Origin of the sequence: Sphingopyxis sp. BSNA05 (assembly GCF_013265645.1) — a bacterium.
Lineage (GTDB): Bacteria > Pseudomonadota > Alphaproteobacteria > Sphingomonadales > Sphingomonadaceae > Parasphingorhabdus.
This window is the reverse complement of sequence record NZ_PYIA01000056.1, coordinates 84,713-95,322: the sequence shown is the minus strand read 5'-3', so window position 1 is coordinate 95,322 and position 10,610 is coordinate 84,713. Positions and strand designations below refer to the sequence as shown.

At 57.5% G+C, this 10,610-nt stretch carries 18 protein-coding genes; 8 read left to right on the top strand and 10 right to left on the bottom strand.

Annotated elements, in window-relative coordinates:
- The first annotated feature begins 471 nt into the window (after nucleotides 1-471).
- From C8024_RS21070 to C8024_RS06380, 5 genes are all read left to right on the top strand, one after another.
- Nucleotides 472-678, top strand: coding sequence for a hypothetical protein (locus C8024_RS21070; protein WP_254305620.1), 207 nt, complete (start codon nucleotides 472-474; stop codon nucleotides 676-678).
- On the top strand, nucleotides 675-902 hold the full coding sequence (locus C8024_RS21065) for a hypothetical protein (protein ID WP_254305619.1): 228 nt from the start codon (nucleotides 675-677) through the stop codon (nucleotides 900-902). The genes C8024_RS21070 and C8024_RS21065 overlap by 4 nt, the downstream gene beginning before the upstream one ends.
- Nucleotides 903-1,967: 1,065 nt before the next feature.
- On the top strand, nucleotides 1,968-2,204 hold the full coding sequence (locus C8024_RS23055) for a DUF3644 domain-containing protein (protein ID WP_367947186.1): 237 nt from the start codon (nucleotides 1,968-1,970) through the stop codon (nucleotides 2,202-2,204).
- Entirely contained in the window at nucleotides 2,204-2,899 is a 696-nt protein-coding gene (locus tag C8024_RS06385; RefSeq protein ID WP_367947194.1) for a DUF3644 domain-containing protein, read from the top strand. Before C8024_RS23055 ends, C8024_RS06385 begins: the two co-directional genes overlap by 1 nt.
- 46 nt (nucleotides 2,900-2,945) lie before the next feature.
- Nucleotides 2,946-3,389 (top strand): GFA family protein, encoded by a 444-nt coding sequence (locus C8024_RS06380; protein ID WP_173203579.1) that lies wholly within the window; start codon nucleotides 2,946-2,948, stop codon nucleotides 3,387-3,389.
- A 208-nt stretch (nucleotides 3,390-3,597) separates the two neighbouring features.
- Here C8024_RS06380 and C8024_RS06375 read toward each other — a convergent pair whose 3' ends face one another.
- The 3 genes from C8024_RS06375 to C8024_RS06365 all read right to left on the bottom strand — a co-directional run bounded on the left by C8024_RS06375 (nucleotide 3,598) and on the right by C8024_RS06365 (nucleotide 4,998).
- Nucleotides 3,598-3,984 (bottom strand): hypothetical protein, encoded by a 387-nt coding sequence (locus C8024_RS06375; protein ID WP_173203577.1) that lies wholly within the window; start codon nucleotides 3,982-3,984, stop codon nucleotides 3,598-3,600.
- A complete protein-coding gene (locus C8024_RS06370; RefSeq protein ID WP_173203575.1) occupies nucleotides 3,981-4,463 on the bottom strand; it encodes a hypothetical protein in 483 nt (160 codons plus the stop codon). Before C8024_RS06370 ends, C8024_RS06375 begins: the two co-directional genes overlap by 4 nt.
- A 118-nt stretch (nucleotides 4,464-4,581) precedes the next feature.
- Nucleotides 4,582-4,998 carry a MarR family winged helix-turn-helix transcriptional regulator gene (locus C8024_RS06365; RefSeq protein WP_217272037.1) on the bottom strand — a complete coding sequence of 139 codons (417 nt, stop codon included), beginning with the start codon at nucleotides 4,996-4,998 and terminating at the stop codon, nucleotides 4,582-4,584.
- Nucleotides 4,999-5,099: 101 nt separating this feature from the next.
- Between C8024_RS06365 and C8024_RS06360 the strand changes: the two genes are divergently transcribed.
- Complete coding sequence (locus C8024_RS06360) at nucleotides 5,100-5,555, top strand: ester cyclase (RefSeq protein WP_173203573.1); 456 nt, start codon at nucleotides 5,100-5,102, stop codon at nucleotides 5,553-5,555.
- The gene (locus tag C8024_RS06355; RefSeq protein WP_173203571.1) at nucleotides 5,552-6,091 is read left to right on the top strand and encodes a carboxymuconolactone decarboxylase family protein; all 540 of its coding nucleotides are present in this window, start codon (nucleotides 5,552-5,554) and stop codon (nucleotides 6,089-6,091) included. Before C8024_RS06360 ends, C8024_RS06355 begins: the two co-directional genes overlap by 4 nt.
- On the opposite strand, the gene C8024_RS06350 is transcribed toward C8024_RS06355, so the two are convergent.
- The 4 genes from C8024_RS06350 to C8024_RS06335 form a co-directional block, all read right to left on the bottom strand.
- On the bottom strand, nucleotides 6,000-6,842 hold the full coding sequence (locus C8024_RS06350) for a hypothetical protein (RefSeq protein WP_173203569.1): 843 nt from the start codon (nucleotides 6,840-6,842) through the stop codon (nucleotides 6,000-6,002). The two genes, C8024_RS06355 and C8024_RS06350, sit on opposite strands and share 92 nt — an antisense overlap.
- Nucleotides 6,843-7,131: 289 nt before the next feature.
- Nucleotides 7,132-7,548 carry a PaaI family thioesterase gene (locus C8024_RS06345; RefSeq protein WP_367947193.1) on the bottom strand — a complete coding sequence of 139 codons (417 nt, stop codon included), beginning with the start codon at nucleotides 7,546-7,548 and terminating at the stop codon, nucleotides 7,132-7,134.
- A 63-nt stretch (nucleotides 7,549-7,611) separates the two neighbouring features.
- Nucleotides 7,612-7,872, bottom strand: a complete 261-nt coding sequence (locus C8024_RS06340) for a DUF2442 domain-containing protein (protein ID WP_173203567.1) — start codon at nucleotides 7,870-7,872, stop codon at nucleotides 7,612-7,614.
- Nucleotides 7,856-8,089, bottom strand: coding sequence for a DUF4160 domain-containing protein (locus tag C8024_RS06335; protein WP_173203565.1), 234 nt, complete (start codon nucleotides 8,087-8,089; stop codon nucleotides 7,856-7,858). Before C8024_RS06335 ends, C8024_RS06340 begins: the two co-directional genes overlap by 17 nt.
- A gap of 258 nt (nucleotides 8,090-8,347) precedes the next feature.
- Here C8024_RS06335 and C8024_RS06330 point away from each other — a divergent pair, with 258 nt between their 5' ends.
- A complete protein-coding gene (locus tag C8024_RS06330; protein WP_100095644.1) occupies nucleotides 8,348-8,518 on the top strand; it encodes a CsbD family protein in 171 nt (56 codons plus the stop codon).
- Nucleotides 8,519-9,036: 518 nt separating this feature from the next.
- On the opposite strand, the gene C8024_RS06325 is transcribed toward C8024_RS06330, so the two are convergent.
- The 3 genes from C8024_RS06325 to C8024_RS06315 all read right to left on the bottom strand — a co-directional run bounded on the left by C8024_RS06325 (nucleotide 9,037) and on the right by C8024_RS06315 (nucleotide 10,606).
- Nucleotides 9,037-9,516, bottom strand: coding sequence for a hypothetical protein (locus tag C8024_RS06325; protein ID WP_367947185.1), 480 nt, complete (start codon nucleotides 9,514-9,516; stop codon nucleotides 9,037-9,039).
- A 146-nt stretch (nucleotides 9,517-9,662) separates the two neighbouring features.
- Complete coding sequence (locus tag C8024_RS06320) at nucleotides 9,663-10,406, bottom strand: hypothetical protein (protein WP_173203561.1); 744 nt, start codon at nucleotides 10,404-10,406, stop codon at nucleotides 9,663-9,665.
- A gap of 5 nt (nucleotides 10,407-10,411) precedes the next feature.
- Nucleotides 10,412-10,606, bottom strand: coding sequence for a hypothetical protein (locus C8024_RS06315; protein WP_173203559.1), 195 nt, complete (start codon nucleotides 10,604-10,606; stop codon nucleotides 10,412-10,414).
- Between the last annotated feature and the right edge of the window lie 4 nt (nucleotides 10,607-10,610).

Sequence of the window (10,610 nt, the reverse complement as noted above, 5' to 3'; positions counted from 1 at the left end):
GGAGTAGGACATGGCGGGGATTAAGGCATATATGGGGTGATGTAGGAAAGCGGATTTTTGGATGGGTATTACCCGTGTTAAGCCCCTCCTTTTAGAAGGTAGGTGGTGTGTCTCAAGACAAAGCACAATTCCCCACAATCAGAGATATCAACCGCCGCCCCCCCTGTCCGCTGACGCGAGCGATGCTGACGCATCGCCACCACCCCTGAATCCCCTCCTCTGAAGAGGAGGGGCTGGAATTGTTCCTCGAGTCCCGACACAAGTTGGCCACATTGATCCGTGGCTCAGGATGACCAATGTGCGTCCCCCTTCGTCATCCTGAACTCGTTTCAGGACCTCCCTCGACTGCGCGCTTGCCGGACGGGGTCCTGAGCCACAGGCCACCGAAGGTAAACAAGTTCAGGATGACGAGCATTGCATTCCCCTCCCCGCTGCGCGACACTCCCGCCAACAAAAAGGGAGAGCGAAAATATGACCGACCTGGAACAATCGCGGCTGCAGGTCGTGCGCGATCATATGGCGTTGGAGATCACCCATGAATGGGATGCGGTGATCGATACGTTCGCGCATCCGCGCTATGAATTATACGGCAATGGCACCGTGTTTGACGGCGAGGAAGCGGTGCGCGCCTATTTCGCCATGTCGCGCACGCCTTCCCCGACCAGGCCAATGAAGTGATCGCGATCGGCGCGGCGGGCGAGCATGTCGTGCTGGTCGAATTCTGGCTGACCGGCACCCATCTCGGCCCGCTGACCATCGGCGAGCGGGTGATCGAGCCGACCGGCAAGAGTTTCCGCGTGCGGATGGCGGCGAGTTTCGAGTTTGCGCCGGGGACGGATAGGATAATTTGCGAGCGGGCTTATTTTGGGGAGGGGATGATTGCAAAGGAGTTGGGGTTGTGAGGGATACTCTGTAGATTGTATCTAGATCTTGAAAACGCTGATCATCAGCGGGCAGTATAATAGGAATTTTAGAAATGAGCACTGAACGAAATATTTTGCGAACTGCGCAAGGAGTCACACTAACGGAAGTCATTTTGAGAGATGGTGCTACAATAGCTGACAGAGCGTATGTAATTGGAACACTACGCAGCCCTGAAACTACGAGGTTTGCAAGCTTGGCAGAAGCCGATGCTCAATATCTCGCTGAGGTAGAGGCCAGTGAAAACGATCCATTTGTGCAGCAAAGGCTATCGAAGCGATGATGATGTTTCGGAACTTATCAAGAACAGAGATAGTTTAATTTAACAATAGACGGAATTTTGTGATACAGCTTAACTATGTCACTGGATCAAGAGAAATTGAAAACGATTTGGAATCAACAAACGATACCAGTTGTTATTAGGCGGGGTGGAAAAGGACAATCACCACGAATCCGGTTACCATACTCCAACGACAATCGGTCTTGGTTAAGGGGAGAGAAAAAGAACAGTCCAACATGGTTCTCCTCTGCAAAGCATTGGGAAATACCCAAAGCTTGGTTCAACGATTTTGTCCAACGCGCACTTTTGAAATATGGGAAGCTGTACGTAATTCAACCTTATCGAGAACAAGAAAAATGTGCAGATGCTTGTATGAAAGCCAAAGGCCATGAGTGCCAATGTTCCTGTATGGGTGCAAATCATGGAACCGGCAATGATGGGAGCTGGTTCGAAATCTCAGACAGTTTTGCCACACGATGGGGAGAGCAAGAATTGGCGTGTAGATTGATGAAACGAAAATGAAAACTCCAGCTCTGACGGACCGAGAAAGACGTATTGCGAAACGTTTGATTGCTGATGGTGAAAAAATCAGGATGTTCATCACTTAATCAACATCGGTCGTAAACCGACGGTAAATTTCGGTCGCTTAGCTGGTTCATCTGATTGGAATGATGAACCTTCGACAGATCACGAAATTGCACGGTTCAAATACGAGAAATCCCTAGTAGATCTTAAAACTGGACTTTCACCTATTGGCGACGAAAGGTTGTTCAGATCACGAGAAGCGATGATAGCTGCGGTGCAACTTTTCAACAATCCAGCTTTGTTGTTCAACATCGAAACGTTTCCGGTGCTGAGCCAAATTGCTTGGACATACTTGTTACACGAATTCTATGAGAGGCAAGAAATATCAGTCATTGATGAACATGGTAACAGCCTTCTGTTGAGTCAAATGATTGCTCGAGACGACTGTCCTCTGAACCAAGACACCATTAAAACTTAATCGCGATTAAAACACTGCGAGACGAAGTAGAACACAAAATCCTCAATTCAATTGGAAGGAATTTTTGGAGTCTATTTCAATCGAATTGTCTCAACTTTGATCGAGCCATACGAGAGCTATTTGGCGAAATGCTCGGCCTCAAGGACGTCCTCTCAGTCTCACTCCAGTTCGGAAAAATGAACACTGACGATCTGGCGCAATTGCACAAATACGATACGAGTCCGGAAATTGAGGCCATTGACAATTCCATATCGGAGTCGGTCGGTGAGACCGGGAAGGAAGGGATCAGTTACAAATTTAAAGTGAATTATGCCTTTGAAAAGGCCTCAAAAGGCGAATCCAATATTGTTTTCACCGAGAATAACAAGTCATCTGAAAACGTTACAACTGTGTTGACCAAACAAGTGGTTGGCGATGATCTTTGGCCTCATAAACCAAGCGTAGTGATGCAGCGCGTTTCGGAAGCCACCGGAACTAACTTCAATAATCGCCATCATATGCTCGCTTGGAAAAAATATGGTGCGCGACCGCGAACAAAAGCAAAGAATCCTGCGGATTGCAAAAAAGAATTCTGCCATTACCATTCGGCACATAGAGATTATACTTATTCAGAAAAGTGGGTGGAATTTCTAATAGGCATCGTAAATGATGTGCAGGAATTCGAAAAACTAAAGAAATTCAAGCCAAATACCTGAGCAGTGAGCTTATCCCTATGGGCCCAAAATGGAAGGAGGCAAAACCATGACCACCCCCCAACCAACCCAACGCCAGGGCCACTGCCTTTGCGGCGCCATCACCATCACCTCCACTCAGGCCGCCAGCCATGTCGATGCCTGTCATTGCCGGATGTGCCGGCGCTGGGGTGGCGGGCCGTTTGTCGAGATTGATTGCGGGACGGATGTGCTGATCGGCGGGGCGGAGCGGATGACCGTCTACAGCTCGTCGCAATGGGCGGAGCGGGCCTTTTGCGGGGATTGCGGCTCGCATCTCTTCTATCGCCTGAAGGGTTCGGGCGAGCATATGGTCTGCGCCGGGCTGTTCGACGACGCGACCGACAAGGCCGATCTCAGCTTGCGGCGGCAGGTGTTTATCGACGAGAAGCCGGCTTATTACAGCTTTTCCGGGGACAGCGAGATGCTGACCGGGGCGGAACTGTTTGCGATGATCGAGGCGGAGGGGGAATAGATACTCCTGTCCGGTTCGTGCCGGGTCCTTCGACAGGCTCAGGACGAACGGGGGTGGGTGGATGCGCCTGTTCTTGCCTCAACCACTCCGTTCGTGCTGAGCTTGTCGAAGCATGGGTGGGATGAACACCAAACCCGCCTCATAGACGCCGGCCCTTCGACAGGCTCAGGGCGAACGGATTTCTTTGCCTCACCCCCGCGCCTCTCCCCTACCCGCGCCCCATCATCCGTTCCGCCCGCGCAATCGCGCGCTGGCTGTAGCTTTTCAGGCGGTTGTCCGCCGGGTAGAGTTGCGGCGAGGAGGGGCGCAGGCCCAGTCTGCGCAGGCGGCTGTTGAAGCGGCAGGCGTCGGCGTGGTGGAAGCTCCATTCGCTGCGCCAGGTCAGCGATAGCGAGACCGAGACTTCGTCATGGACCTTGACCCAGTGCGGGCCGAGGATCGGCACGTAGATGGCCTCGCCCGGGGTGACGGTGATCGGCTGGCCGCGCTCGGCCCATTCTTCCCGCCATGGCAGGTTGCGCGGGCCACCGTTGAAATATTGCTCGAAGAAGCGGTCGCTGATCATTTCCCGGTCGCCGGGCGGGAAGAAGGTCATCGTCTTGCTGCCACGCGCTGGAACAGGATATTATAGTCCGGGTCAAAATGCAGCGGCGTCACCGCGCGCGGCGAGGAGATGAAGATAAAACCCTCGAGCCGCATCATCTTGCCGGTGCGCGGCTCGACCACCGGTTCGATTGCGGCGAGCACATCGTGCATCAGTTCGGCATAGGCCGGGTCCTGGTCGATGGTCTTGAGCAAGACCCAGGAGCCGCAGCTTTCGATTCGGTTGATCGTCTCGTGCACGTCGAGGCCGGTATAGGGCGTCTCGTCGTTGCTTATGCCGAGCGGCAGGTCGGTGGCGGCGTTGAATTCGATTGATTCCGGGCGCAGGCGGCGAGCGAGTGCGGCCAGCGCGTCGAGCTCGAGCAGTGGATGGTCGGCGATCCGGTGCTGCAGATGGCGCGGGGCAAGCGGATAGGCCGCGGCAAGCGCGTCCAGCATATCATCGCTGAATGGCTGGCTGACCAAAGCCATTTGCCTCTCCCGCTGTCTGTGACCGCTGCCAAGATAGGCGGGGATGGTTAAAAAGCGGTCAACGCCCGCTATTCCTGTCCGTCTCCGGCCAGCGCCACCGACACCAGCCAGCGGCGGATCACCGCTTCGTCGGCGGCGCCGGTGCCGGCCAGCAATTGCCGCTCGACGGTATCGGCAATAGCGCGGCATGCGGAGAGATCGCGGGCGCCTGTTCGGTCAGGCTGAGCACGAAGATTCTTTTGTCTTCCCCCGAGCGGACGCGCTGAATCGCGCCGCGCTTGAGCAGATTGGCAGTGATCACATTGACCGTCTGCGGCGTCAGCATGGCGAGCCGCGCCAGCTCCGCGCCGGACAGGCCGGGATAGGCTTTGAGCATGGTCAACAGGGTAAATTGCGGCAGCGTGATCTTGTGCGCGGCAAAGCCCTGCTCCAGCCGTTGCCGCACCGCCGCCGAGGCCTGGCGCAGCAGATAGGCGATATGCCCGTCGGTGCCGCGCTTGCCCTCGCCTATCGCGGGAATTTCGGAACTGTCCATGGCGCTGCCTTTCTTGGCTTGACATTCATCAGTGTTCTGATGATTATATATCAGGGTTCTGATAATATAGCGATGAGCCGGTCACGCAAGAGGAGAATGATATGAGCAGCAATTTGCCGATGCTGGGGCGCCATCTGGCCGCCGAAAATGCGCATGATCTGGCGAGGACGCTGGCGACACTGCACCCGGATTGCGAATTTTACGACCATGCGACGCAGCAGACCTGGACCGGCCATGCCGGGGCGGAGGCGCATTACCGGCAGCATTGGCAGGCCTTTGACGTGACCGTGGAGCGCGCGCCGGGGCAGATCAGCTTCTGGCAGGGCGATGATGTCTATGTCGCGCAGGCGGTCTGGCGGGGCGCGCATATCGGTGAATTTCTCGGCATCGCGCCGAGCGGCAGGCAGATCGAGCAGCCGTTCACCGTGTTTGTGCGCTTCCGCGACGGGCTGATGGTGGCGGAGGAATTTTTCTACGACCTCGCTTCGCTGATGCAGCAGATTGGCGGGCCGGGGATCGCAGCGCTCGACGCCCTGCCCTTCCGGAACGCGGCATGAGCGGCGGCCTGCTGGCCGGCGGCGTGGCGGAGACGGCGCTGGGCCAATTGCTGTCCTGCGAAAAGACCGTCGATGGCTCGTCACTGGGAATGGCGCTGCTCGAACTGGTGCGGCTGCGCGTGTCGCAGATCAATGGCTGCCATTATTGCATCAGCCGGCACAAGGCGGCGCTGCGGGCTTGCGGGGAAACAACGGAACGGATCGACGCGCTTGCCGACTGGCAGGCCAGCGGCCGGTTCAGCGAGCGCGAAAGCGCGGCGTTGCTGTGGGCGGAGGCACTGACGAGGCTACCCGAAGCGACGGCAGCACCCGAGGCTGTGACCCGGATTTCGACACGGAAGAGCAGGCGGAACTGGCGCTCGCCATTGCCACGATCAACCTGTGGAACCGGATGGCGCTGGCGCTGGCTGGTAGGCCCGCCGCTGCGCCCCGCCCGTCAGCGCTTCAGCATTTCCGCTTGTTGCGCTCCACTTCGCTCGCTTCCCGGGCATAGACGACGGTATAATTATCCTCGACGCCGGTCAGGTCAATGTTGAGCCGCACCGCGTCTTTGCCGTTCACCTGCACTTCGGTCACCACCGGGCGGCCGCCGATTTCTTCCGGCAGCGAGTCATTGGCATAGCGCACGATCTCGTTGCCATTGGGCCCCTCGATCACCAGCCATTTCCCGGCATCCTTTTTCTTCGCATAGACCTGACAACCGACCGGTTGCGGATCACCGGGGACCGTGGTCTTGCGCGGCGTGCCATAATTGACGAACAACCCCTCGCGCAGCCGGGCTTTCTCCCGCAGGTCGGCCAGCAGGTCGTTCTCGCTGATCCGGTCCTCGATCTCCGCCCGCGCCGCCGTCGTCAGCAGCGCGTCACCGGTCAGGCCATTGCTTTCGCGCACCTCGGCGACGATCTGCTTCAGCTCCCGGCTCAGGCTCAGGGCGCTGACCTCGGGCTGTACCGGCGCGACAATGCCGCCGCCACCCCCGCGGAGGCGGGACGGATCGCGATCGACCGGATCGGGTGCCAGCGGCGCACTGTTGCACTGGCTGTCGGGAGCCCGGAACTGGATCTTGTCGATTCCGTCCTTGCCGAGCCTGTCGATGCCGCAAATCTTGTCATTATAGACCAGGAAGGTCAGGCTGATGGCGGCCACGATCAGGGCCAGCGAGGACAGCCACGCGGTGCTGCCGAGCAAGGACTTGCCTCTGTTGAGTATCTTTTTATAGTCGATACGCGGCTTTTCACCGCCCCCGTCCGCTTCGTCAGGATCACCCTGTCCGGTTTCTTTCGTCACTGAACACCCCCCCGGGTTGGCGTCTTCGCTGCAACAAGGCAGCGAAGACCAAATAAGAACCATAACGAATAAGACGGGGCTGTCAAAGCATCGGCCATCTATGACGCAAGTCATGGGGCCTCGCGATGACCAACCTCTACTTGACCATCCAGGCGGCTCTGTTCCCGAACTTCATGACCGCGAACCCGAAGATATTCTGGCTGGAGCTGGCGATCGTCGCGACGATGGCCCTGCTCGGGGCCACCCGGCGCCGGAGCCGGAGAGCCAAGCCCTCGCCGCGTGAAACCGGCTATTTGTTCCAGCCGTGCGACAATAGCTTCACCGTCACCTTGCCGGTGGCGACATGCGCGCCGTCGGCATCGTGCATAGGGAATTCGGCGATATAGGTGGCGCTGCCCTTGCGCTCGAGATCGGCGAGCAGGCCTTTGATCTCGCTGTCCGACAGCCGGTATTCGGCGGTGACATCGCTGGCGGCGGGCCTGTGGAAATCGACGTAAATATCTTTCAGGATCGGGAAATGCCGTTCCGTGTCGAGGAAGGAAATTCCCGGCAGCGCGGCGACCGCTTCGGCCAGCACGGTATAGGCGCCCATATAGAGCACGCCGACATGGTTCCCGTTCCCCGCCAGCGGCATCAGCAGCCGCGCATAGCCATGGCTGTCCTCCAGATATTGCAGCCCCGTCCGTTCGACGAAGGGACGCGGTATTTCGGTTTCCCTGCTGCTGGATCGCTCAATCTTATAACTCCGCCGGTTTCTGTTGGCTTTGCGTCAGGCCAGTTTCGGCGCGGGCGCTCCCCTGAGCAGGCCTTCGGTGCTCAGGTCCTCGTCGATATCGGGCCAATATATCCCATAGCCACCGCCAGCGATTTCCCAATTGCTGCGTTGCTCCAGCGTTGCGCCGAACAAACGCGGATACCAGGCCAAAGGAACCGATATGCTGCGGCCATCCATCAGATCGACGATGAGGCTGTCATCGCTGCACCGCACGTCCGCGACGCGTTCATCGGTGATTTTAGCTGAAATATTCATGCCATGCCTCCAAAAGCGCCGGGCGGTTTTCCTCGACCAGCTTCAATATGCCATTAATCTCGTGCGGACGGAAGCCGATATTGCGCGCCAGTGCGACCGGATCCAGCCATGCCTTCAGCGAGCGACCACCTTTATCGGCGTGGATATGCGGCGGTTCGTTCGGTTCATGGCTGTAAAAGTAGAACCGGTAACCCTTGATGCGCAAAATCGTTGGCATGGTTTATTCGGTAGCATCCAATGCAGCGTCAAGCGATCCCTGGGTCATGATCCGCTCCTCCAAACTTCCCGGATATTGTCATCATTCTGCACCTTTTTCGTCGTCCAGTCCAGCATAGCGCCAGACCGTTTCGATTGAGCGCCGACCCGTGATGGCCGCGGGAACGATCAGGCCGTTCGTGCATAGATAGACTGTGCAGGCAACAACGCCTGCATCCCCCAAGGGCCGGACAGCCGGCCAAACAGAAGGACCATGAAAATGGGCGAACTCGTAGACAAAGTAAAAGGCAATGTGAACGAAGCCGTTGGCAAGGCCAAACAGAACAGCAATGACCCCGAGACCCGTGCCAAAGGCGCGGCTCAGGAAACCAAGGGCAAGGCCCAGCAAGTCAAGGGCTCCGTCAAGGGCGCTCTGGGCGACAAGGTCTGATCCCACCCCTCCCTGAACCCGGCACTGCCCCTCCTCCCTCTCCCTCCCGAGCAGCAGTGCCACCCGGAAAAGCCGTCCCTGATGGGGCGGCTTTTTTGTGGGTGGGGAGTCTGCGGGTGGTTTGGTTCGGGCGGGGACAATGGAAACGCGCGGCACCCGATCCGTTCGTGCTGAGCCTGTCGAAGCACGGGTGGGACTAGCTAACGTTGCCCTGCAGACGCCCCGCCCTTCGACAAGCTCAGGGCGAACGGGGGAGAGAACGCACCTGCACGTGCCCCGTCCAATCCGTTCGTGCTGAGCTTGTCGAAGCACAGGTGGGACCAGCTAACGTGGCTTTGCAGACGCCTGCCCTTCGACAGGCTCAGGGCGAACGGGGGAGAGAACGCACCTGCACATGCCCCATTCATTCCGTTCGTGCTGAGCTTGTCGAAGCACGGGTGGGACCAGCTAACCTGGCCCTGCAGACGCCCCGCCCTTCGACAGGCTCAGGGCGAACGGGTCTTTATAACGGAGAGGGGTTACGCACAGCCCTCGACATAACCAAGCACCGGCATCGTACCGACATGGATCTGGCTGACCGTTCCATCGCTGCCAATCTCGAACCGCAGCGCGGATGCGCCGCTGGCGGCATTGGGCGCGGTCAGATATTTGGCGGGCGGATCGCCATATTTATGCGGCGTGGCCTTGAAGGAGAAATATTGCTTCACCACAGCCTCGCTCGCCCCGGGACCAATGCCCTCGGCCAGCTTTACCCTGGAACCCTTGCTGATCGAAATGCGCCGCAGCGTGCCGCCTTCGACAATCGCATAGGCGTCGGGATAATCGGGCGAGGAGAGGACGTGACAGCCCTCGGAAATCTGCGCCCAGCGACTGCCCGCGGGAACCGCCTGTCCAATACGAAGATCACCCAGGCCGGCGAGCGTAAGGGTGGTTGCCGACGGCCCGGGAGCGGGTGCGGGGGCAGCCTTCTCCGGAACCACCGGCGTTGCGGGTGTCACAAAAACAGTCTCTTCCACGGCCGGCTTGGGATCGGAGGAGGACTGCGATGAACAGGCCGCCAGGAGCGCGAGGGAAATTAGGGTGAAGGTTTGCTTCATGTTGGGGGTACTCGTGGGTGGGGAGAAGGTTGCGTGATGCGGGAAAGCTAATCATCCGCAATGGGCTTAAGCGGGTTAATTGCTGCAAACCCCTTCGTGCGCTTGAACTCCATCACATGGTTGAAATTTGTCATCGAATCCGAAGGGTCAATTGCTGACAGCCTCAAATTGTTAAAAGTGGGACGCACAAACTGGACCGAAAGTACTGGAGTGTCCGCCATGTGGCCGGTAGACTTATCAAGCATGCTCGCGGTGCAAGTAACAAAAACCTCATCGCGAGGAAGAACACTAAAAAGGTCACCAGCGACCTTCAGTGCAACACTGCAAACGTAGTCTTGATATAGCTCATGTCGCTCACCGGCAGGCATTTTGGTCTCTGACAGTTTGCCGCTTTGGAGTTGCTTACGGCGATAGGTCGGAACAACATCATCACCGTGCACATGTGCAACAGCGTGTAGAAAGCTGTCTGATATGGAGAACGAAAGGCGGGTCCCTATCAAGCCCTCATCACTCCACGACGTCATTTCGCTGATCACGTCTTTCTGGGCAGAGATATCACCAGCCAACAAGCGCTCCGCTAGTTCTTTATCAGCCTGCCAATCAGAATGATCCTCCTGATGCTGACTAACGCGCTTTTTAAACTCGACTTCGTCTAGCGTTCGCGCATCGGCAACCGCGTCAGCAAGCCGCTGTCGACGCTTTTCCGCTCCGCCTAGCAGAAAGTCAAATAGCCGAGGGCGGAATTGATCAAGTTTCGCCAGAGCAGCGTCCTCATTCGTGCTTTCGCGCACTGGCTTCAGAGGCTCCACCCTTTTTGGAGAGATTGACAGTCGACATCGTCGTTCGGATTTACATGCAACGAAACGATATTCTGAAGATGTTCTCGCCATTCAGAAACTGCATCTTCCGCATCAGCGACCATCATCGCCTTCTGCTCAGCTTTCCAATTTCGCTCCGCTTCGCGATTAGCGCGGCGTGACGCTGCTTCCATTGCT

Bases quoted from the DNA above. Each gene is read 5' to 3' on its own strand.
- C8024_RS21070 (WP_254305620.1), top strand. From the start codon at position 472: ATGACCGACCTGGAACAATCGCGGCTGCAGGTCGTGCGCGATCATATG.
- C8024_RS06380 (WP_173203579.1), top strand. From the start codon at position 2,946: ATGACCACCCCCCAACCAACCCAACGCCAGGGCCACTGCCTTTGCGGC.
- C8024_RS06375 (WP_173203577.1), bottom strand. From the start codon at position 3,984: ATGACCTTCTTCCCGCCCGGCGACCGGGAAATGATCAGCGACCGCTTC.
- C8024_RS06370 (WP_173203575.1), bottom strand. From the start codon at position 4,463: ATGGCTTTGGTCAGCCAGCCATTCAGCGATGATATGCTGGACGCGCTT.
- C8024_RS06365 (WP_217272037.1), bottom strand. From the start codon at position 4,998: ATGGACAGTTCCGAAATTCCCGCGATAGGCGAGGGCAAGCGCGGCACC.
- C8024_RS06360 (WP_173203573.1), top strand. From the start codon at position 5,100: ATGAGCAGCAATTTGCCGATGCTGGGGCGCCATCTGGCCGCCGAAAAT.
- C8024_RS06355 (WP_173203571.1), top strand. From the start codon at position 5,552: ATGAGCGGCGGCCTGCTGGCCGGCGGCGTGGCGGAGACGGCGCTGGGC.
- C8024_RS06340 (WP_173203567.1), bottom strand. From the start codon at position 7,872: ATGAATATTTCAGCTAAAATCACCGATGAACGCGTCGCGGACGTGCGG.
- C8024_RS06335 (WP_173203565.1), bottom strand. From the start codon at position 8,089: ATGCCAACGATTTTGCGCATCAAGGGTTACCGGTTCTACTTTTACAGC.
- C8024_RS06330 (WP_100095644.1), top strand. From the start codon at position 8,348: ATGGGCGAACTCGTAGACAAAGTAAAAGGCAATGTGAACGAAGCCGTT.
- C8024_RS06315 (WP_173203559.1), bottom strand. From the start codon at position 10,606: ATGGAAGCAGCGTCACGCCGCGCTAATCGCGAAGCGGAGCGAAATTGG.